The sequence below is a fragment of the Streptomyces sp. NPDC001717 genome, assembly GCF_042892775.1.
Lineage (GTDB): Bacteria > Actinomycetota > Actinomycetes > Streptomycetales > Streptomycetaceae > Streptomyces.
Map to the genome: position 1 here is coordinate 1 of NZ_JBIAUK010000047.1, position 20,707 is coordinate 20,707.

The window sequence follows — 20,707 nt, forward strand, 5'->3', positions numbered from 1 at the left end:
CGAGGAGTGGCGCCCTGCGGGACGTTCAGGGACCACTAACCCGCCTCGTATGTGACGTGGGTCCTGTGGGGCGCCTCACCGCCGAGGGCCCCGAATGTCACCGTCCGCGTCCGTCCGTACCCGAGTCGAAGGAGACGGGAGCGTCGAAGGCAGCCTTCCGGGTGGCCCGCCGCAGCGCCTTCAGCAACGTGGCCCCGAGCGTGAGCGTCAGTACGACGGTCAGCGCGGCCCGCCCCAGGTCCCAGCCCAGCGAGGTCGCCAGGCAGTACGCGGCGAAGCGCGCGAGGTTCGCCGCCACCGGGTCCCCCGGGTGGAAGGAGACGCCCTGGCCCATGCCCTGCAGCATCACCCAGCCCTGCAGGTTCATGACCGTGCCGTACGCGAACGAGCCGAGGAAGCCGTACGCCGCCAACATCGCCAGCTCCACCCGGCCGCGGATCCGCTCGGGTCCCGGCAGCAGGCCGGCCCCCAGCGCGAACCAGCCGAGCGCGAGCATCTGGAACGGCATCCACGGGCCGACACCGCCGGTGAGCAGGGCGGACGCGAACATCGTGACGGAGCCGAGGACGAAGCCGAAGCCCGGCCCGAGGACGCGTCCGCTGAGCACCATCAGGAAGAACATGGGCTCCAGGCCGGCCGTACCCGCGCCCAGCGGTCGGAGCGCCGCCCCGACGGCGGCGAGCACACCGAGCATCGCCACCGCCTTGGCGTCCATGCCGTGGTCCGCGATGGTCGCGACGACGACGGCGACCAGCAGCGGGAGCAATGCGGCGAAGAGCCAGGGGGCGTCCTCGGAGTGGGCGAGCCCGGACTGCCCGTCGGCGAGGAGCGGCCAACCGAAGGCCGCGATCCCGATGAGGGTCACCAGGACCAGGGCGGCGGCGGCACGGCGGCCGATGCGGACGGGGCGGACAGGGCGGACGGGGCGGGCGGGGCGGGCGGGGCGGGTCGCCGTGCGGCTCATTCGGGTGCCTCCGCTGCCGCCAGGGCCTCGGTGACCTGGGTGACCGTGAGCCAGTGGCCCGGGGCCAGGACCTTCGCGACCTGCGGTGCGAACGCGGGGGAGGAGACGACCACCTCGGCCGTCGGACCGTCCGCGACGATCTCCCCGCCCGCCAGGATCAGCACGCGGTGGGCCACCTCGGCGGCGAGCTCCACGTCATGGGTGGCCAGGACGATGGCGTGGCCGTCGGCGGCGAGGCCACGGAGGATCTCGATCAGGCGGGCCTTGGCGGCGTAGTCCAGACCCCGGGTCGGCTCGTCGAGCAGGAGCAGCGCCGGGCGGCCCGTCAGCACCAGGGCGAGGGCCAGGGCGAGCCGCTGCCCCTCCGAGAGGTCGCGGGGGTGGACGTCGTCGGGCACGTCCGGGAGCAGCGACGTGACCAGCTCCCGGCAGGTGCCGGGGGCCGCGCCCGCGTCGGAGTCCGCGGCGGCGCACTCGGCGGCGACGGTGTCGGCGTAGAGGAGGTCGCGGGGCTCCTGGGGTACGAGACCCACGCGCCGCACCATCTCGGGCGGCGGGGTGCGGTGAGGGGCGAGGCCGCCGACGGACACCTCACCGGTGGCGGGCGGGACGGTGCCGACCAGGGCCGAGAGCAGGGTGGACTTGCCGGCGCCGTTGCGGCCCATGAGGGCGACGGTTTCGCCGGGGGTGACGGTGAGGGTGATCCCGCGGAGCACTTCCCGGCGGCCGCGGCGGACCCCGAGGTTCCGAACCTCGGCCGGTGCCGTGCCGGCGGCGGGGGTCGGGCGGCTCGGCTTGCCCCGGCGGAGCAGACGGGCCGGCAGGCCGGTGCGGGGTGCGGGGTGCCGCTGCGCGGAGCCGTCCCCTCCCCGCCCCTTCCCGAAACTGGGGCTCCGCCCCAGACCCGGGGCGGACAGGGACGCGAGGCGGGCGCGGAGAGGGGCGGCGAGCCTACGGGCGTCGCGGACCGACAACGGGAGCGGGGACCAGCCCGCCACCCGGCCCAGGGAGACCACGGGAGGGTGGACGGGGGAGACGGCCATGACCTCCGACGGGGCCCCGAGCACGGGCGCCGCGCCCGGGGCGGGCAGGAGCAGGACCCGGTCGGCGTACTGCACCACCCGCTCCAGCCGGTGCTCCGCCATCAGGACCGTGGTGCCGAGGTCGTGGACCAGCCGCTGGAGCACCGCCAGGACCTCCTCCGCCGCCGCCGGGTCCAGCGCCGACGTGGGCTCGTCCAGTACGAGGACCTTCGGGTGCGTGGTCAGGACCGAGCCGATCGCGACCCGCTGCTGCTGCCCGCCCGAAAGGGTCGCGATCGGCCGGTCGCGGAGCTCGTTCAGGCCCAGGAGGTCCAGGGTCTCCTCGACGCGGCGGCGCATCACGGCGGGCGCCAGTCCGAGCGACTCCATCCCGTACGCCAGCTCGTCCTCGACCACGTCCGTCACGAAGTGCGCGAGCGGATCCTGGCCGACCGTGCCCACCACGTCCGCGAGTTCGCGCGGCTTGTGGGTGCGCGTGTCACGGCCCGCGACCGTCACCCGGCCGCGCAGGGTGCCGCCGGTGAAGTGCGGGACCAGCCCGGAGACCGCGCCCAGCAGGGTGGACTTGCCCACCCCGGACGGGCCGACGAGCAGCGTCAGCTCCCCTTCCGGGATCACCAGGTCGACGTCCTGGAGGGAAGGGCCGGCCGCGCCGTCGTAGGTGACGGACACCTGCTCGAAGCGGATCACCGGGATGACTCCTCAGAGGCTGTGGACGGTACGGGGGCCACGAAGGCGGGCAGCAGGCCGATCAGGATCGCCGCCGCCGGCCACAGTGGGAGGGTCGGCGCCACCAGCGGCACCACCCCCGGATGCAGGGCGGCGGGGTCGCGCGCGCCCGCGTACACGAGGAGCGCGGCGACGGTCGCGCCCGAACCGGCGACCAGCCAGGCGCGCGGTCCCCAGCGGTCGGGCCGGTAGCGGGTGCGCACCGACCGGCGGCCGCCGAGCCGCAGGCCCGCGAGGGCCAGCAGCAGGCCGATGCCGAGCACGGGCAGCCCGTACGCGGCGCCCTCCGCGGCGAGCAGCCCGTACGTGCCGGCGCACATGCCGAGCAGGCCGCCGAGGGTGAGGGCGTTCGTGGTGTGCCGCACGGCGGGCGGGACCTGGGCGGTGCGCCCGTACCCGCGCGCGTCCATCGACGCGGCGATGGCGACGGAGCGCTCCAAGGCGCCCTCCAGTACGGGCAGGCCGATCTGCAGGATCGCCTTGATCCCGCCGGTGGGGCGGCCGCGCAGTCGCCGGGCGGTGCGCAGGCGGACGACGTCGGCGACCATGTTCGGCGCGAAGGTCATGGCGACGACCACGGCGACGCCCGCCTCGTACAGGGCGGCCGGGAGGGACTTCAGCAGCCTCGCCGGGTTCGCGAGGGCGTTGGCGGCGCCGACGCAGACCAGGAGGGCGGCCAGCTTGGCGCCGTCGTAGAAGGCGAAGACGAGCTGCTCGGCGGTGACCCTGCCACCGAACCGGACGCCCTGCGCCCAGGCGGGCAGCGGGACCTCGGGGAGGGTGAAGAGGGTGTGCGAGCCGGGAATCGGGGAGCCCAGCAGCACGGAGAAGAAGAGGCGCAGACCGACGACGAACAGGCCCAGCTTGAGGAACGCACCGTAGGAGCGGGCCCAGGGCGCGTCCGTGCGGCGGGCCGCGACCACGTACCCGGCGACGCCGATGACCAGCCCGAGGAGCAGCGGGTTGGTGGTCCGCGAAGCGGCGGTGGCGAGCCCGAGGGCCCACAGCCACCAGGCCCCCGCGTGCAGGGCCGTCGCCCGGCCGGCGAGGGGGGCCTGCCATTTCTTGTACGTCGGCCCGTGCGGGGGGCCCGGCGGCGCGGCGGGGCTTCGGCGGGGCGGGGCCACCCGGTCGGGTGCGGCGCCGCTGCAGGGGGCTCCGCCCCCGGACCCCCGGGAAGCGGAGGCGCGCGGGGCTGGAACGCCCGGCTGGTCGTGCGTCATCGGGGCCGGCGGCGGGACTGCCAGATGCCGGCCGCGGCCAGCGCGGCCACCGCCGCGAGGCCGGTGATCAGGCCCGCGGACGGGCCGCCGCCCGCCTCGGCCGCGGACGGGCCGCCGCCCGGGGCAGGGGACGGTGCCGCCGTCGGATCCGAGCTGTCGGCCGCCGGCGAGGCGACCGGCTCGCCGCAGCCCTGCGCCGGGTAGCCCGAGATCGCGCACAGCATCGCCGCGCCGTTGTAGCGCAGCGGCTTGGCCACCGACGCCAGTGCCTCGGCCGTCGTGGCGTCCGGGGCGACCTGCGCGCAGGCCGTGCGGGGGGCCTCCTGCGGCGGGTTCTCGCCGGAGGGGGCGTCCGCGGGGACGCCGAAGTCGACGACGAGGGCCACCCGCTTCTTCCCCTCGGCCGCCGGGGTCGCCCCGCAGATCGCCGCGAAGTCGGCCGCCGCCCGCGGCCGGGCCGCCTCGGCGGAGGCGTCCTGGCTGACGGCGAAGCGGAACCCCTGCACGGAGCCGTCCGCCGGGCGGGCCATCGAGGGGCCCACCGTGGCGTACGACCAGGACCCGCCGGCCGGCGCGTCCCAGAACGACCAGTACCGGTAGCTCGACGCCGCCGCCGGGAAGGCGGCCAGTACGACCAGGGCGAACCCGAGCAGCACGGCGAGCAGGGACGGCGGGCGGCGACGCATCAGAGCCGGTTCTTCTTGCGGCGGCCGCTCAGCAGGATGCCGATGCCCATGCCGGCCGCGGCGCCCGCGAGGACGATCCACCAGATGTTCTGGCCGCCGGACGGCTTGTCCTTCTTGCCGTCGACCGAGGTCGCGGAGGAGTCCGCGCCCTGCGGGGCCGGGCCGGTGGCGTTCAGCGCGGCGACGAGGTCGGTGCCGCCGAAGGACTTCGGGTCGGCGCCCGTGGCGTGCGCGGCCAGGATCAGCGTGCCCAGACCCGCCGGGTTGCCCTGCGCCCACTGCGCGGAGTTGCCCTTGAGCCACTCCAGCGCGCCCGCCGCGGACTGCTTGTGCCCGGCCGCGGCCAGGGCGATCACCGCGTCGGCGGTGTTGCCGGTGTCGGGGGTCGGCTGGTCCGCGCCCGGGGTGACCGCGGTGAGGTGGCCGTCCTTCTTGAGGGCCTCGGCCAGGTAGCCGGTCGCGCCCTGGGCCAGGGCCGCCGGGTCGGCCGCCGCGTCGGCGGAGGCCGGCGGGCAGGTCAGCGGGGTGGCGGGGGTGTCCGAGGCGGACAGGGCCACGGCCGAGCCCTGACCCAGGCCGGCCAGGGCCGCGGCGGCGGTGGCGTCCGCGTTGGCGGTCAGCTTGCCGTCGAGGGGCTGGTAGGCGAAGGCGCCCCGGTCGCCGGCGGGCTCGGCGGCGCAGCCGAGCTGGAAGGCGGCCAGGCCCTGGTAGGCGGACTTGCCGGCCTTCGACTTCACCTCGGCGGGCTTGTCGCCCGCCACCGCGAGGGCGCTGATCACCAGGGCGGTGGAGTTGGCGTCGCTGGGGGAGCCGGGGACGTAGGACCAGCCGCCGTCCTCGTTCTGGACCGACTTCAGCCAGTCCGTGCTCTTCTTGACCGCCGCGTCCTGGCCGCCGAGCGTCTTCAGCGCCTGGACGGCCGCCGCCGTGGCGTTCGTGTCGAACATCGTCGTCGCCTCGCACGCCGCGGAGGCGTCCGCGCGGAACGCGGCGAAACCGCCGTTCGCGCACTGCTGGCCGACCAGCCAGTCCACGGCCGCCTTGGCGGGCTTGACGCCCACGGTGTGCTGGGCGAGCAGCGCGAAGGACTGGCGCCACACGCCGTCGTACGTCGGGTCGTTCTTCCCGTACAGCCCCGACGGGATCACGGGAGGCGCGGAGGGGGAGGGCGGCGCGGTGTCGGCGAGGGCTGCGGGGGCGGCACCCACGCAGAGCACGGCGGAGGCGGCACCCACGCAGAGCACGGCGGAGGCGGCGAGCGCGGCGGCGCTGCGGCGGACGTTCATGGGGGCGGGGGTGCCTCTCCTGCTGGGGAGCCGGAGGCAGGCACACGCGCGGGCACGCACGGGACCGGGCTCCGGCTCCGTTTACCTCGACGGTGCCGGCCACCGGAGGACCCGGCGACACGAGCCGCGCACCTCCGGAACGGGGCATTCCGGCTCCCTGCCCGACGGCGGGGCCGGGGCGGGTCACGGTTGCGGGTCAGCGCCGGATTCGCACCGGCTTCCCCCCGTACGGAAGTGAGGACGACTCGCCCACTCTACCGGCCCGTAGGAAGCGGGCACGGGGGTGCCGGCCCGCAGCGCCCCTTACCGGCCAACCCCGGCCGCCGCCTACAGGGCTCGGTACGCGACCGGGTCGCTGCCCGGGACCGCTTCCGCGCGGCCCTGCTTCACCAGCCGTCGAAGGTGAGCCTCCGCTTCCGAGACGGCGATGTTGCGGGAGCCGTACGGGATCTGTTCCCAGGGGCGGTTCCACTCCATCCGCTCCGCCAGCCCCCACGGGGTCAGCGGCTCGGCGAGCAGCGCCCACAGGCCGGTCAGCCGCTCCTCGTGGTGGTCGAGCAGCTCCCGTACGCGGGCGGGCGCGTCGGTGAAGGCGTACTGGTGGGCGGGGAGCACCTCGGCCGGTTCGAGGCGGCCGATGCGTTCGAGGGAGTCGAGGTAGTCGCCGAGGGGGTCGGTGATCCGGTCGCTCTGCGGATCCTCGTACAGGCCGATGTGCGGGGAGATGCCGGGCAGCAGGTGGTCCCCGGAGAAGAGGCGGCCGTTGCCGGGGAGGTTCGCGGGGTGGGCCTCCTCCAGGTGGAGGCAGACGTGGCCGGGGGTGTGCCCGGGGGTCCAGATCGCGCGCAGCCGGCGCCCGGCCAGCGGCAGCAGCTCGCCGGGGACGATCTCCCGGTCGGGGACGGCGGCCCGCAGTCCGGGCAGGGTCCGCATCCGGCCGCTGTCGCGGGCGGCGCGCAGCGGGGCGATGTGCTCCTCGGGGGCTCCGGCGGTGGCGAGCTTCTCGCTCATGTAGTCGAACCAGACGCCCGGCTCGGAGGCCCGGGTCCGTACGACGACCTCGGTGTCGGCGGCGTGCATGGCGATCCACGCGCCCGAGGCGTCCCGGACCTGCCCGGAGAGGCCGTGGTGGTCGGGGTGGTGGTGGGTGATCACCACGCCGTGGACGTCGGCGACGGCGATGCCGAGCGCGCCGAGGCCGGCGACGAGGGTGTCCCAGGACTCGGGGTCGTCCCAGCCGGTGTCGACGAGGACCGGACCGCGGTCGGTGTCGAGGACGTGGACGAGGGTGTGGCCGAGCGGGTTGTCGGGGATGGGGACCTTGATCCCCCACACGCCGCCACCGTGATCGGTGACGTGCGGCGCGTCCTGCGGCGCGTCCTTGGCCGTGTCCATTCGCCGTCCCCTGCCTCTATAAGAACGTGTTCCAGTAGTAGCCCAAGTCGACCACTTCTTCGGGCTTCTGACTAGTCGTTGGATCTTCTCCACTCTTCCGTCCTGGCCGTGGACTCCTCGAACTAGAACTGGTATCAGTTCTGCACACGCCAAGCCGCAGGAGGCCTCAGCCATGACCGAGCTCGTGGAACACGGACAACTGTTCATCGGCGGGGAGTGGACGGATCCGCTGGGCACCGACACGATCCGGATCGTCTCCCCCCACACCGAGCAGGTCATCGGCTCCGTCCCGCACGCCTCGAAGGCGGACGTGGACCGCGCCGTCGCAGCCGCCCGCACGGCGTTCGACGAGGGCCCCTGGCCGCGGATGTCCCTGGACGAGCGCATCGCCGTCGTCTCCCGCATCAAGGACGCCATCGCCGTCCGGCACGAGGAGATCGCCCGCTCGATCAGCTCCCAGAACGGCTCCCCGTACTCCTGGAGCGTCCTCGCGCAGGCGCTCGGCCCGATGATGGTCTACGACGCCGCGATCACCGTCGCGCGCAACTACCCGTACGAGGAGTACCGCGCGGGCGCGCTCGGCCCGATCCTCGTACGCCGAGAGCCCGTCGGGGTCGTCGCGGCCGTCATCCCGTGGAACGTCCCGCAGTTCGTGGCGGCGGCCAAGCTCGCGCCCGCCCTGCTGACCGGCTCCACCGTGATCCTCAAGCCGTCCCCGGAAGCCCCGCTCGACTCCTTCATCCTGGCCGACATCGCCCGCGAGGCCGGCCTGCCCGAGGGCGTGCTGTCGATCCTGCCCGCCGACCGCGAGGTCAGCGAGTACCTGGTCGGCCACCCGGGCGTCGACAAGGTCGCCTTCACCGGCTCCGTGGCCGCCGGCAAGCGCGTGATGGAGGTCGCGGCCCGCAACCTCACCCGCGTCACCCTCGAACTCGGCGGCAAGTCCGCCGCCGTGATCCTGCCGGACGCCGACCTGGACGCCGCCGTCGCCGGCATCGTCCCGGCCGCCTGGATGAACAACGGCCAGGCCTGCGTGGCCCAGACCCGCATCCTCGCCCCGCGCAGCCGCTACGACGAGATCGCCGACGCCTTCGCGGCCGCCGCGGGCGCCCTGGTCGTGGGCGACCCGCTCGACCCGGCCACCCAGCTCGGCCCGCTCGTCGCCCGGCGCCAGCAGCAGCGCTCCCTCGACTACATCCGTATCGGCCAGGAGGAGGGCGCCAAGATCCTCGCGGGCGGCGGCCGCCCGGCCGGCCAGGACCGCGGCTGGTACGTCGAACCCACCCTCTTCGGCGACGTCGACAACTCCATGCGGATCGCCCAGGAGGAGATCTTCGGCCCGGTCGTCTGCCTGATCCCGTACGGGGACGAGGCGGAGGCCGCCCGCATCGCCAACGACTCCGAATTCGGCCTGAGCGGCAGCGTCTGGACCGGGGACGTGGAACACGGCATCGACTTCGCCCGCCAGGTGCGCACGGGCACGTTCAACGTCAACACCTTCAGCCTCGACATGCTCGGCCCCTTCGGCGGCTACAAGAACAGCGGCGTCGGCCGCGAGTTCGGCCCGGAGGGCCTGTCCGAGTACCTGGAGCACAAGATGATCCACCTCCCCGCGGGCTACGAGGCGGGTGCCTGATGGGCGACCGCTGGCAGGTGGAGGTGGACCGCGGGGTCTGCATCGGCTCGGGCATGTGCGTGAACCACGCCCCGGACGCCTTCACCCTCGACTCGGCCCGCCAGTCCCACCCCCGCACCCCGCAGACGGACGCGAACGAGCCCACCCTCACGGCGGCGGAGGGCTGCCCGGTGGAGGCCATCATGATCACCCTGGCCGAAACGGGCGAGCCGGTCTTCCCGCCGGAGGAGTAGCGCGCCAGGGCGGGGCGGGGCGGGGCGGGGTCGGGCTCGGGCTCGGGGGTGTGGCCCCCTGGGCCCCGGCCCTGCCCCCGACCGCGACGCTCCGCCCGGCCGGGGCGCGCGTGCGGAACGTACTGCCCGCCGCCCCTACGGCCGGCCCCACTCCACGACCCGCACACCATCGGGCTTGGGGAACGGCAGGATCTCCCACCCGAGGGGCCACCCGCCCGGCCGGGGCAGGCCCGCCTCTGCTTCCAAGACCAATGGAATCCGGCGGTGCCACCACCGGGGCCCCTCTTCGGGACGGTCGGGCCACGGGACCGTTGCCGCACGGAACCGGCCGTCCAGCTCGTCGAGCTCGGGCCGCCGGATCGCCCGCACGCGCGGGGGCAGCAGCGGCCACGCCCTGCCCAGCGCGTCCCGGCACGAGAGGTCGTCGTCGAACTCGGGCGCGCAGGGCCCGTACCCCTCCTCCACGTCCTCCACGACATCCCGCCAGCCCGCGAACAACGAGTTGAGGGTCCACGCCCCTCCCCGTCCGCCCGCCGCGACGGCGGCACGGACGGCTTCGTACTCCTCGGCGGTCAGTGGCGTCCCGTCGACGGGATCAGGCGCGAGCTCCATGCATCTCCTCTTCTCTGCAAGGATGTTAGGTTCCTCCCCGTGGCGGAACACCAGGACGAAACCGGGGCGGCCTACGACGGCGTCGTCGAGCTGTACGCGTCCCTGTTCGACGACCAGCTGGAGACGCACCCGTTCTCCCGGGCCATGATCGGTACCTTCGCGGAGCTGGTCCGCGCGACGGGCAACCGGCGGGCGGCGGACGTCGGCTGCGGGCCCGGACACCTGACGGCCATGCTGAACGACCTGGGACTGGACGCCTTCGGGCTCGACCTCTCCCCGGGCATGGTCGCCCACGCCCGCCGGGTCCGCCCGGCGCTGCGGTTCGACGAGGCGCGGATGGAGGCCCTGCCGGTCGAGGACGGCTCGCTCGGCGGCGTACTGGCCCACTACTCGACGATCCACACCCCGCCCGCGGAACTGCCCGGGCTCCTGGCCGAACAGGTCCGCGTCCTGGCGCCGGGCGGCCTGCTCCTGACCTCGTTCTTCGCCACCGACGGCCCGGAACCGGTCCGCTTCGACCACAAGGTCACCCCCGCCTACAGCTGGCCGGTGGACCACTTCGCCGATCTGCTGACCACCGCCGGCCTCACCCCCTTCGCCCGCCTGATCCACGACCCGGCCTCGGAACGGGGCTTTCTGGACGCGCACTTGCTGGCGCGGCTGCCGGGTGAAGCGTAGGCCCGGAGCCGGTGCCTTGACGGGTGGACGGTCGCACGCGTGGATACGAGGCGGATCACAGTGCGTACGGGTAGACCTCAAGGGCGAAGGTTACGAACGACACGTGCATGCCGATCCTCAGCTCGTCCTTGCGGCGGCCGATCTCGACCAGCACCACGTCCGTGCCGACTTTGAGATCCACCACCGGATCCTCCTGCCCACCGATGGCCAGGACCTCCCCCGTGACGGCGATGCCGTCATGCTCGACGGCCAAGGCGCGGCCGGCTGTTGGCTCCACCGGACGCCAATCGGAAACGACCTCGTCAACAGTGAGTTCCACGACTGCCCGGGTGCCCTGTTCGGGAAGCTTCTTGCCCATCCAGCGGGCCACCGCCCCACCATGGCCCGCGTTGCATCGGAACGCGACGACGCGCTGTTCCTCGCCGACCCGGTTCACGAAAATGTCCACTGTCGCGCTCCGCTCATCCGCTTGAACGTCACGTGCCACTCGACGACGTGAGTTCCCGGCGGTGCTCCAGCCAGGTGTTGCTCAGGTCGTCCCAGATCGCCTGGTAGCGACCGAAGACCTCGCCGAGCTGGTCGTACGTGAGCCGGTCGGCGGCGGTCGAGGCCACGAGGTACTCGAGGTCGTCGCCGAGCCGCCGGAAACGGTGCTGCGCCTGCTCCATCAATACCCACCGGGAACGCCAGTTGAAGAACGGCTCGACGGCTCCCAGCAGCGTCACCAGTGCCACGCACGCCAAGGCCAGGCCGGTCCACGCGTTGAGGTTCTGCAGGCCCAGGATGACGGTGGACGCGGCGGACAGCGCCAGCGTCGCCACCTTGGTGAGGGAGGCGCTTCGGCTGAACCGCTTCTTGCGTCTCCGGGCGTACTCGTTGCCCTCACGGATCTTGTCCAACAGGAGGACGGCCGTCTCGGTCGGGCTGAGACCCACCCCTGGTCCACTGCTCGGCTGCACTCCGCCCCCAAGGTTTTGTTGCTGTCGCCGAAACCACCGGCTCCCCCTTGGGCGGGGCCCAACGCGGCCCGTTGAAAGCGTCGTTGGGGGAGCGCCTGGTGATCTTCATCGCCTGACATCTGGCGAGGGGCTTTGTGGTCATCCGGCTGAAGGTGGAGCGGCTGCGCTGTACGGAGCAGCACTCGACATCGGGGGGTAAGGGGCCGCCGTCTGCCGGCCCGAGACCGGTCTGCGGGTCGGGGGCGGGGGCTTTCGGTGCCCCGGTCGGTCGGGGCCGGGAAGGGTTGGGGCTATCCCGTCGGTCCCATGGTCCTTCCGCGTCGGGCCGCCCTGTCAAGGGCGCTCCTCCTTCGTCGTCGCGTCGCTGCGCGATCGCCTGCGGCGACCCTTGACAGACCGACCCGCCACGGAAAGACAAGGACCAACGGGAAACCCCCAAAGGAACGGGCCGGGAGGAACAGGGACAACCAGCCGGGACAGGCATGTCCGACCCGGCTCCGCGCCGGCAGGCCCCCCACATGTCGACCACAAGAGCCCCAGCCGCAGGAAGGGCGCATCACATCGCTACGCGCTCCTCGCGTCTCAGCGTCTGCGGTCCGTCTGGGGCTGATCTCGCCCCAGATCGCTACGCGCTCCGCGTTGACGGCGTCCGACGGCTGCTTGGGGCTGGACATAGGCCGCCCAAGGCCTCGATTTCTCATCCCTGACCGCGTCCGACGGTCGTCGAGGGGGAAGACGGAGCCAAACAGCGACTATTTCAACCTGTAGTGCAGTCAGGGCAGGTGAGCAGCCAAAATGCTTGAGGTTATGCCCTAATTCATGCGATATGGGTGTGGGTTTTCGGTGTCCGCCGCTCTTTCTCGCGGATGCCCCTCGGCTGGGGAGGATATCCGCCCCGAATTCGGGTCCATCAGCCCCAGGAGGGGGTTGGTCGCGGTCGTCGGGAAGCGCGTAGGGATCGTGGGCGGCTTATGTCCAGCCCAAAGCGACCGCCGACGCCGTCAAAGAGAAGCGCGTAGCGATCTGACGCGTGACCAGCCCCAGGCGGACCGCAGACGCTGAGACGTGAGGAGCGCGTAGCGATTTGGGGCGCCCTTCCCCCCCCGTCGGGGCTCTTGTGGTCGACATTTGGGGAGTGGCCTGCTGGGCCGGAGCCGGGTCGGACATTTCTGCTCCGCCCGGTCGTTTCCGTTCCTCCCGGCCCGTTCTTTTGGGGGTTTCCCGTTGGTCCTTGTCTTTCCGTGGCGGGTCGGTCTGTCAAGGGTCGCCGAAGGCGATCGCGCAGCGACGCGACGACGAAGGAGGAGCGCCCTTGACGGGGCGGCCCGACGCGGAAGGACCATGGGGCCGACGGGAAACCCCCAAGACTTCTCTGGCTGCCGACCGGCCGGGGCGCCGACCACCCCCACCCCCGACCCGCCCATCCGGCAGGGCCGGGTGTGGGCGCCGCTCGGGCCCCGACCGCGTGTCGGTCCGTACCCCCTACTTCACGCCTTTTCCGGGGCGGTCAGGTCGATCAGGCGGCAGACCGTTTCGATGTCTATCTTGACCTGGGCTATGGACGCCCGGCCCGAGAGCCAGGTGATCAGGGCCGAGTGCCAGGTGTGTTCGATGACGCGGACCGCCGAGAGTTGTTCCGCCGTCGGTGGGGCCTCCAGGCCCATGGCGTCCAGGATGATCGCCGTCGTCAGCCGGGACACCGTGTCCACCTCGGGGCTCACGCTGCGGTCCGCGAAGGTCAGGGCGCGGACCATGGCGTCGGCCAGCTGGGGTTCGCGCTGGAGGGCGCGGAAGGCGCGCATCAGGGTTTCCGCCACCCGGGCCGCCGGGTCCTCGCCCGCCGGGGGGCGTTTGCGGAGCGTCGTGTGCATGTGCTGGAGCTGGTCCTGCATGGTGGCGACCAGGAGGTGGACCTTGGACGGGAAGTACCGGTACAGGGTGCCCAGGGCGACGCTGGAGGACTCCGCGACCTCCCGCATCTGCACCGCGTCGAAGCCGCCCCGGCTGGCCAGCTGGGCGCTGGCGTGCAGGATCCGGCGGCGGCGCGCCTCCTGGCGCTCCGTCAGGGGCGGGGACGCCGGCGTGGTGACCGTGGCGGCGAGGTGCTTCGCTTCCGGTGTCATATGTCCCGTTCCGTGGCGTTCCGAGTCGTTGCGGGGAGTGTGCGTGGGCTGATTCGGGCTGCTCCGGGTCCAGCATCTCAGGCGCCGGAGCCGTGGCGCGAATCACCTGCTCCGCCTCTTACGGTGTGGTTTCCGGCCGGTAGATTCAATGGTCTTCAACGGATCAAGTCTGCAACTTGTTCTACATTATCCGAGCGGTTACGCTCCGGCGAAAGTGCAGGGAGAAGGGGGCCGAGAGTGACCGCTGAGGCCATGGTGACGAGCCCTTTCGCGGGTTCCGCCACCGACGGCGACCGCCCGCTACGCATCGCACTCCTCACCTATAAGGGGAACCCGTTCTGCGGCGGCCAGGGCGTCTACGTCCGCCACCTCTCGCGTGAGCTCGTACGCCTCGGACACTCCGTCGAGGTCATCGGCGCGCAGCCGTACCCGGTGCTCGACACGGGTGCCACGCTCACCGAGCTCCCGAGCCTCGACCTCTACCGCCAGCCCGATCCCTTCCGTACGCCGAAGCGCGACGAGTACCGGGACTGGGTCGACGCGCTGGAGGTCGCAACGATGTGGACCGGCGGCTTCCCCGAGCCGCTGACCTTCTCGCTCCGGGCCCGGCGCCACCTGGCGGCCCGTGCGGGCGAGTTCGACGTCATCCATGACAACCAAACCCTGGGGTACGGGCTGTTGGGGGACCTCGGTGCTCCTCTGGTGACCACCATCCACCACCCCATCACCGTGGACCGCGCCCTCGACCTCGCCGCCGCCAAGGACCGCATGGGGCGGCTCTCCGTGCGCCGTTGGTACGGGTTCACGCGCATGCAGAAGCGGGTCGCCCGGCGGCTCCCCTCGGTGCTCACCGTGTCCGGGTCCTCCCGGCAGGAGATCGCCGAGCACCTCGGCGTGCGCGACGAGCGCATCCACGTCGTCCACATCGGCGCCGACACCGACCTGTGGTCGCCCGACGCGTCCGTCGCCGAGGTACCCGGCCGGATCGTCACCACCTCCAGCGCCGACGTCCCGCTCAAGGGCCTCGTGCACCTCGTCGAGGCCCTCGCGAAGCTGCGCACCGAGCAGCCCGACGCGCACCTCGTCGTCGTCGGCAAGCGGGCCGAGCAGGGTCCCGTGGCCCGCGCGATCGAGACGTACGGGCTCCAGGACGCGGTCCGCTTCGTCAAGGGGATCACCGACGCCGAGCTCGTCGACCTGGTACGCAGCGCGCAGGTCGCCTGCGTGCCCTCCCTCTACGAGGGTTTCTCGCTGCCCGCCGCCGAGGCCATGGCCACCGGCACCCCGCTCGTCGCGACGACCGGCGGGGCCATCCCCGAGGTCGCCGGCCCCGACGGCGAGACCTGCCTCGCGGTGCCCCCGGGCGACGCGGGCGCGCTGGCCGCCGCGCTCGGCCGGGTCCTGGGCGACCCCGAGCTGCGTACCCGGCTCGGCGCCGCCGGGCGGGAACGGGTGCTGACCAGATTCACCTGGGCCAAGGCCGCCGAGGGCACCGCCGCGCACTACCGCGCCGCCATCGAGCAGGCCGCAGCCCGTACCCGCCGTTCGCGGTGACCTCCCTCCTCATCCACACCACCCCCGTACACCCCCGCGACCGCGAAGGCAGGCCCCCGTGCTGACCGTCGATTTCTCCCGGTTCCCGCTCGCCGCAGGAGACCGCGTGCTCGATCTGGGCTGCGGCGCAGGCCGGCACGCCTTCGAGTGCTACCGGCGCGGCGCCCAGGTGGTCGCCCTCGACCGCAACGGCGAGGAGATCCGCGAGGTCGCCAAGTGGTTCGCGGCGATGAAGGAGGCCGGCGAGGCCCCGGCCGGCGCCACCGCCACCGCCATGGAGGGCGACGCGCTCGCGCTGCCCTTCCCCGACGACTCGTTCGACGTCGTCATCATCTCCGAGGTGATGGAGCACATCCCCGACGACAAGGGCGTCCTCGCCGAGATGGTGCGCGTCCTCAAGCCCGGCGGGCGCATCGCCATCACCGTGCCCCGCTACGGCCCCGAGAAGGTCTGCTGGGCGCTCTCCGACGCCTACCACGAGGTCGAGGGCGGCCACATCCGCATCTACAAGGCGGACGAGCTGCTGGGGAAGATGGAGGCGGCCGGTCTCAAGCCGTACGGCACGCACCACGCGCACGGCCTGCACTCCCCGTACTGGTGGCTCAAGTGCGCCTTCGGGGTCGACAACGACAAGGCGCTGCCGGTCAAGGCGTACCACAAGCTCCTGGTCTGGGACATCATGAAGAAGCCGGCGCTCACCCGCTACGCGGAGAAGGCCCTCAACCCGGTCATCGGCAAGAGCTTCGTGGCGTACGCGACCAAGCCGCACCTCCCCGTCGACGCCGCGGGCGCGACCAAGTGAGCTCGCCCGAGCGCACCGAACACCTCGTCCTCGACGGGGTGCTGACCGCCGATCAGGCCGCCGAGACCGTCGCGGGCATCCTGGCCGCGCAGCGCGCGGACGGGGCCATCCCGTGGTTCCGCGGGCACCACCTCGACCCGTGGGACCACACCGAGGCCGCGATGGCCCTGGACGCGGCCGGCGAGCACGAGGCCGCCGAGCGCGCCTACGCGTGGCTGGCCCGCCACCAGAACGAGGACGGCTCCTGGTACGCGGCGTACGCCGACCGGCCGGACGGCGTCGACACCGCCCAGCCGCAGGACGCCGGCCGGGAGTCCAACTTCACGGCGTACATAGCCGTCGGCGTGTGGCACCACTACCTCGCCACCGGCGACGACGCATTCCTCGACCGGATGTGGCCGACGGTCTACGCGGCCGTCGAGTGGGTCCTCGCCCTCCAGCAGCCCGGCGGGGAGATCGGCTGGAAGCGGGAGGCGGACGGCACGGCCGTCACCGACGCCCTGCTCACCGGTTCCTCCTCCATCCACCAGGCGCTGCGCTGCGCGCTGGCCGTCGCCGAGCACCGCGAGGAACCCCAGCCGGACTGGGAGCTCGCCGTGGGCGCGCTGCGGCACGCGATCCGCCGCCACCCCGAGCGGTTCCTCGACAAGAACCACTACTCGATGGACTGGTACTACCCGGTCCTCGGCGGCGCTCTGACCGGCCCCGAGGCGAAGGCGCGCATCGAGGAGCGGTGGGAGGAGTTCGTCGTCCCGGACCTCGGCGTGCGCTGCGTGCTGCCGAACCCGTGGGTGACGGGCGGGGAGTCCTGCGAGCTGGCGCTGGCGCTGTGGGCGATGGGGGAGTCGGACCGGGCGCTGGAGATCCTGCGCTCCATCGGGCACCTGCGTGCCGACAACGGCATGTACTGGACGGGCTACGTGTTCCAGGACGACGCGGTGTGGCCGGTCGAGCAGACCACCTGGACTGCCGGGTCCCTGCTGCTGGCCGTGGCGGCGCTGGGCGGGGACGAGGCGACGGCCCAGGTGTTCGGCGGGAACGAGCTGCCGGCCGGTCTGGAGCCCGACTGCTGCGGCTGACGGTGCGGCCGGCTCAGAGGCGGTAGAGCCGGCCCGCGACGGCGTGGCCGACGAGGAGGTAGACCACGGCGGCCACGCCGTAGCCGAAGACGACCTGGACCCATTCCCTGCCGAAGGTGAACAGGTCGTAGGACCAGCCGGCGAGCCAGGTGGCCGTGTCGTGGACGAACTCCACCAGCTCGTTGCCCCGGTTGGCGTCCAGCAGGTACAGCAGGATCCACAGGGCGATGACGAAGGCGAGCAGGTCCGCCACCAGTGCGACGGCCCGCCCGGCCTGATTGCTTCCGCGTGCGCTTGCTCGGGTGAAGGTGGGCATGCACCGCGTGTTGCCGCATCGGCGGACGGCAAACCCCGAACGGGTGCGGCAGGTGGCGGGGCCGGAAGGCCTGGGGGAGGCTGCGGGGGACAGCTCAGCCACCGGAGGCACCCGTGTCCGTACCCCGTACTGCCCGACTGCGCCGAGCCCTCACGGCGGTGCTCCTGTCCAGCGCGCTGCTCGCGGGCGCCACCGCGTGCGGCGGCGGCAGCGCCCGCGGCAGCAGTAGCCAGGCCGGCCAGCCGGCCGCGGACCAGCCCGCCGAGGACCAGATCTCCATGGCCTCGGCCGCGGAGCTGGCCGCCCTGGCGGCGGCGATCCCGGCCGCCGGCGAAGCCGACGAACTGGCGGCCGCGACGCCCTCGCCCACCACTTCCGCCGAGCGGCAGAAGTTCGCCAAGACGCGCTTCGTCGCCAACGCCGGGCTCGCGGCCGGGGCGACGTACCAGTGGATCGTCAAGCCGTACCGCGCGGGCAAGTTCAAGAAGGGCGCCAAGGGCCGTACCTTCGCCCTCGTCAAGGCGGGCCTCGCCGGGGCCTTCGCCTACAACCGGCTCAAGGCGGCGTCCGAGAACGCGAAGGGCGACCCGCTGCTGTCGAAGGCGGTGGCCCCGCTGACGGCCGGCATCGAGTCCCTGAAGGGCCTCGGCACCAAGCTGCGCAAGGGCCAGGCCGGCGACGCCGACATCAGCTCCTTCCAGAACGTGATCGACGGCATCAAGACCGCGGGTGCGGGCGCCGGCGCCCCGGTCAAGGACCAGGTCCCGAGCCTCTCCCAGCTGGGAGGGTAGCCCTCCGCCCCGGCGGGCCTGTTTCAATGGCCGGATGATCGAGTACGTGGTGATGGCGGGCGTGGCCGCCGGGACCGGCTGGCTGCTGCGGCGCAAGCACCGGCAGCGGGTCGCCGCCGGGAACGTGGCGGGCGTCCCCGGGATGGCGCGGCAGCCGGCCGGCGAGGGCCGCTGGCGGATGGGCCGTCTGTACGTCGACCGGGGCGCGGCCCGCTGGGTCCCGCGGCGCGGGGAACCGGTGCCGCTGCCCGGCGCCCGCGCCACCGGGGTTCGAGCCCCCTCCGTGCGGGAGGGGATGTCCATCAACCCCGGCTCGCGGATCGTGACCTGTGGCTACGAGGGCGGCACCATCGACATCGCGGTGATGCCGCTGGACCTGCGCGGGGTCCTGGCGGCGGTGCCCGGACAGGACACCGCCGATCCCTCGGACCCGGCGGGCCCCTCGGACACCGTCTAGTGCTCTGACCGGAAAGGTTCACCGCCTCACGACGCCCGGCACGGCACCTCGCCGCGTTGTCGGGCCACGCAAGTACGTCCAGTACGAGCCGTGGCCCTCCGCCTTGCGATGCACCGCACCGGACGCCGCGAGTCGGCAAACCTTTCCGGCCAGAGCACTAGCCCTGCCTCGTCCAGCGCTGCGAGGCGTCCCCGTCGCAGCTCGCCGTCAGCAGACCGCCGGTGCCGCTCATGCCGAGGTCGAGGCAGCCGCCGCCGAGGTCCGACACCAGGCTGCCGCCCGAGCCGCCGCGCCAGATCCGGCCGATGTCCTGGGCGCAGTCTCCGACGAAGACGGCCTGGTTCAGCCCGTTGGAGTACAGGCAGCCGCCGCTCTGCTTGTTGACGAGCTTGAAGCCGCCGCCGGAGCGGGCCTGCACGGTCCACTGGGTGGTCGCGTCCGTGCATTCGGCGAAGCTCGATGACCCGTACACCTGGCTGATGCACTTGCCGTTGCTGCCGTTGCGGTAGCGGGAGGTGCCGGAGGCGGGCGGCGGGGCGGCCGAGGTCTTCGGGCCGGTCGGGGGCGCGGGGTTCTGGGAGCCCGCCGAGCTGCCGGTGCCGGCGGAGCCGCCGTTCTGGCTCCCGGCCGCGCCCTCGCCGCCGGCTCCTGCGCCGTTTCCGGTTCCCGTGCCGGGACCGGTACCGGCCCCGGGGGCCGTGCCCGGGCCGCCCGCCCCGCCCTGCGCGTTCTGGGCGCCGCCCTCGGCCTTGCCCTCGGGCGGCGACTGGACCGGCGAGGCCGGACCCGACGAGCCGCCCGGATCGGCCGGTGCGGAAGCGGACGACTGCGGGGCGGAGTTCGCGCCGGCCTGGGGGGAGGACGTGTTCGGCAGGTACTGGATGGCGAGGGTCGTACCGCCCGCGACCAGGACGACGGGCACCGCGGCGAGGACGACGCGGACGCGCCGGCGGCGCTCCGGGCGGGCCGGGGCCCCGACCGCGGCCTTGGCCTTGGCCTTGGCCTTGGCCTTGGCGTCGGCCCCGGGCGAGGCCGCAGGGGCGGAGGCCGAGGCGGAGGCGGGGGTGGGCGTGCCGGTGGGCGCGGCGGCCGGTTCACCCGGAGAACCCTCGACCGGTTCCTGCCCGGGCCCGGCCCCGAGGGATTGCCCCCCTCCCTCCTCCGCTTGCGGAGCGGCCCCCGCGAGCGGGGTCGTCGGTACGTCGAGATCCTGTACGTCGGCCGCGAAGGCGGCCCGCTCCGTCAGCCGTTCGTCGACGGCCGCCGGCCACAGCGGCGCCGTGAACGGCCCCTTCCCCGCAGCCAGTTCGAGGAGCGCGGCGGCCGTGGGACGGTCCGCCGGGTCCTTGGCGAGGCAGTTCGCGACGAGGTCCGCGAGCTCCGGCTCGGCCTCCCGCAGCGGGTGCAGGTCGGGTTCCTCGTGGACGATGCGGTACAGCACGCCGTGCCCCGACTCGTCACCGAAGGGCGGCCGGCCGCTCGCCGCGTACGCGAGGACCGAGCCCAGCGCGAACACGTCGGTGGCCCCGCTCGATCCCCCCGATCCCGTGGCCTGTTCGGGCGCCATGTAGGCGGGTGTGCCCACGACCATGCCGGTCACGGTCAGCCGGCTCTGCTCGGCGGCCCGGGCGACGCCGAAGTCGATGAGGGTCAGGCCCTCGACCGTCAGCATGATGTTGGACGGCTTGAGGTCCCTGTGCACCATGTCCAGCGCGTGCACCTGCGCCAGGCCCGCCGCGGCCTCCCGCAGCAGCAGCCACAGGGCGTCGGCGGGCAGGGGGCCGCCGTTCAGTTCGAGTGCCTCGCGCAGGGTGAGCCCGGGGACGTACGCGGTGGCGAACCACGGGGGCCGCGCGGAGCGGTCGCTGCCGAGCAGGGGTGCGGTGGCCCCCTCGGGCAGCCGGGCGAGGTTGTCCAGCTCGTGCCCGAAGCGGCGCACGAAGTCCTCGTCCTCGCCGACGACGGAGGCCAGCAGCTGTTTGACGGCGACGTACCGGCCGTCCCGGACCCCGAGGTACACCCGCCCCATGCCGCCGGCGCCCAGCCGGCCCGCGAGGGGGATCGGTCCGATCCGGCGCGGATCCTCGGGCTCCAGCGGCTCGGCGCCGCTCCCCGTCAGCTCTAACACGTCAGCCCCGTAA

20 protein-coding genes and 1 riboswitch are annotated in these 20,707 nt (G+C 73.4%); of the genes, 8 read left to right on the forward strand and 12 right to left on the reverse strand.

Annotation, left to right across the window (positions count from 1 at the left end):
- Positions 1-97: 97 nt before the first annotated feature.
- The 6 genes from ACFYZL_RS38280 to ACFYZL_RS38305 all read right to left on the reverse strand — a co-directional run bounded on the left by ACFYZL_RS38280 (position 98) and on the right by ACFYZL_RS38305 (position 7,326).
- On the reverse strand, positions 98-964 hold the full coding sequence (locus ACFYZL_RS38280) for an ECF transporter S component (RefSeq protein WP_388685556.1): 867 nt from the start codon (positions 962-964) through the stop codon (positions 98-100).
- Positions 961-2,697 carry an ABC transporter ATP-binding protein gene (locus tag ACFYZL_RS38285; RefSeq protein ID WP_388685559.1) on the reverse strand — a complete coding sequence of 579 codons (1,737 nt, stop codon included), beginning with the start codon at positions 2,695-2,697 and terminating at the stop codon, positions 961-963. The genes ACFYZL_RS38280 and ACFYZL_RS38285 overlap by 4 nt, the downstream gene beginning before the upstream one ends.
- Positions 2,694-3,863: an energy-coupling factor transporter transmembrane component T gene (locus ACFYZL_RS38290; RefSeq protein ID WP_388685561.1), complete on the reverse strand. Its 1,170-nt coding sequence runs from the start codon at positions 3,861-3,863 to the stop codon at positions 2,694-2,696. Before ACFYZL_RS38290 ends, ACFYZL_RS38285 begins: the two co-directional genes overlap by 4 nt.
- 92 nt (positions 3,864-3,955) lie before the next feature.
- Positions 3,956-4,645, reverse strand: coding sequence for an SCO2322 family protein (locus tag ACFYZL_RS38295; RefSeq protein WP_388685564.1), 690 nt, complete (start codon positions 4,643-4,645; stop codon positions 3,956-3,958).
- Positions 4,645-5,931, reverse strand: a complete 1,287-nt coding sequence (locus ACFYZL_RS38300) for a prenyltransferase/squalene oxidase repeat-containing protein (RefSeq protein WP_388685567.1) — start codon at positions 5,929-5,931, stop codon at positions 4,645-4,647. The genes ACFYZL_RS38295 and ACFYZL_RS38300 overlap by 1 nt, the downstream gene beginning before the upstream one ends.
- 142 nt (positions 5,932-6,073) lie before the next feature.
- Positions 6,074-6,155, reverse strand: a riboswitch (cobalamin riboswitch).
- 103 nt (positions 6,156-6,258) lie between these two features.
- A complete protein-coding gene (locus tag ACFYZL_RS38305) occupies positions 6,259-7,326 on the reverse strand; it encodes an MBL fold metallo-hydrolase (protein ID WP_388685571.1) in 1,068 nt (355 codons plus the stop codon).
- A gap of 172 nt (positions 7,327-7,498) precedes the next feature.
- Between ACFYZL_RS38305 and ACFYZL_RS38310 the strand changes: the two genes are divergently transcribed.
- On the forward strand, positions 7,499-8,962 hold the full coding sequence (locus tag ACFYZL_RS38310) for an aldehyde dehydrogenase (protein WP_384756727.1): 1,464 nt from the start codon (positions 7,499-7,501) through the stop codon (positions 8,960-8,962).
- Positions 8,962-9,195, forward strand: coding sequence for a ferredoxin (locus ACFYZL_RS38315; protein ID WP_384756725.1), 234 nt, complete (start codon positions 8,962-8,964; stop codon positions 9,193-9,195). Before ACFYZL_RS38310 ends, ACFYZL_RS38315 begins: the two co-directional genes overlap by 1 nt.
- Before the next feature lie 135 nt (positions 9,196-9,330).
- Here ACFYZL_RS38315 and ACFYZL_RS38320 read toward each other — a convergent pair whose 3' ends face one another.
- Positions 9,331-9,807 carry a hypothetical protein gene (locus ACFYZL_RS38320; RefSeq protein WP_388685575.1) on the reverse strand — a complete coding sequence of 159 codons (477 nt, stop codon included), beginning with the start codon at positions 9,805-9,807 and terminating at the stop codon, positions 9,331-9,333.
- Positions 9,808-9,846: 39 nt separating this feature from the next.
- On the opposite strand from ACFYZL_RS38320, the gene ACFYZL_RS38325 reads away from it, so the two are divergent.
- Positions 9,847-10,485: a class I SAM-dependent methyltransferase gene (locus ACFYZL_RS38325; RefSeq protein ID WP_388685577.1), complete on the forward strand. Its 639-nt coding sequence runs from the start codon at positions 9,847-9,849 to the stop codon at positions 10,483-10,485.
- A 55-nt stretch (positions 10,486-10,540) separates the two neighbouring features.
- Here ACFYZL_RS38325 and ACFYZL_RS38330 read toward each other — a convergent pair whose 3' ends face one another.
- From ACFYZL_RS38330 to ACFYZL_RS38340, 3 genes are all read right to left on the reverse strand, one after another.
- Entirely contained in the window at positions 10,541-10,933 is a 393-nt protein-coding gene (locus ACFYZL_RS38330; RefSeq protein ID WP_388685580.1) for a hypothetical protein, read from the reverse strand.
- Between the two features lie 28 nt (positions 10,934-10,961).
- On the reverse strand, positions 10,962-11,420 hold the full coding sequence (locus ACFYZL_RS38335; protein ID WP_388685583.1) for a DUF4231 domain-containing protein: 459 nt from the start codon (positions 11,418-11,420) through the stop codon (positions 10,962-10,964).
- Between the two features lie 1,511 nt (positions 11,421-12,931).
- Positions 12,932-13,567, reverse strand: coding sequence for a TetR family transcriptional regulator (locus ACFYZL_RS38340; protein WP_384755810.1), 636 nt, complete (start codon positions 13,565-13,567; stop codon positions 12,932-12,934).
- 237 nt (positions 13,568-13,804) lie between these two features.
- Between ACFYZL_RS38340 and ACFYZL_RS38345 the strand changes: the two genes are divergently transcribed.
- The 3 genes from ACFYZL_RS38345 to ACFYZL_RS38355 are packed head-to-tail and all read left to right on the forward strand — an operon-like array spanning position 13,805 to position 17,002.
- Positions 13,805-15,121 carry a glycosyltransferase family 4 protein gene (locus ACFYZL_RS38345; protein WP_388685586.1) on the forward strand — a complete coding sequence of 439 codons (1,317 nt, stop codon included), beginning with the start codon at positions 13,805-13,807 and terminating at the stop codon, positions 15,119-15,121.
- Positions 15,122-15,179: 58 nt separating this feature from the next.
- Positions 15,180-15,923: a class I SAM-dependent methyltransferase gene (locus ACFYZL_RS38350; RefSeq protein WP_384755805.1), complete on the forward strand. Its 744-nt coding sequence runs from the start codon at positions 15,180-15,182 to the stop codon at positions 15,921-15,923.
- Complete coding sequence (locus ACFYZL_RS38355; RefSeq protein ID WP_384755802.1) at positions 15,920-17,002, forward strand: prenyltransferase; 1,083 nt, start codon at positions 15,920-15,922, stop codon at positions 17,000-17,002. Before ACFYZL_RS38350 ends, ACFYZL_RS38355 begins: the two co-directional genes overlap by 4 nt.
- A 13-nt stretch (positions 17,003-17,015) precedes the next feature.
- Here the strand turns inward: ACFYZL_RS38355 and ACFYZL_RS38360 are convergent, their stop codons facing one another.
- Complete coding sequence (locus ACFYZL_RS38360; RefSeq protein ID WP_384755799.1) at positions 17,016-17,318, reverse strand: hypothetical protein; 303 nt, start codon at positions 17,316-17,318, stop codon at positions 17,016-17,018.
- A gap of 113 nt (positions 17,319-17,431) precedes the next feature.
- On the opposite strand from ACFYZL_RS38360, the gene ACFYZL_RS38365 reads away from it, so the two are divergent.
- Together ACFYZL_RS38365 and ACFYZL_RS38370 are read left to right on the forward strand one after the other, a co-directional pair.
- Entirely contained in the window at positions 17,432-18,109 is a 678-nt protein-coding gene (locus tag ACFYZL_RS38365; RefSeq protein WP_388685589.1) for a hypothetical protein, read from the forward strand.
- Positions 18,110-18,143: 34 nt separating this feature from the next.
- Positions 18,144-18,566, forward strand: a complete 423-nt coding sequence (locus ACFYZL_RS38370) for a hypothetical protein (RefSeq protein WP_388685591.1) — start codon at positions 18,144-18,146, stop codon at positions 18,564-18,566.
- Positions 18,567-18,723: 157 nt separating this feature from the next.
- Here ACFYZL_RS38370 and ACFYZL_RS38375 read toward each other — a convergent pair whose 3' ends face one another.
- On the reverse strand, positions 18,724-20,694 hold the full coding sequence (locus tag ACFYZL_RS38375; protein ID WP_388685594.1) for a protein kinase: 1,971 nt from the start codon (positions 20,692-20,694) through the stop codon (positions 18,724-18,726).
- Positions 20,695-20,707 lie beyond the last annotated feature (13 nt).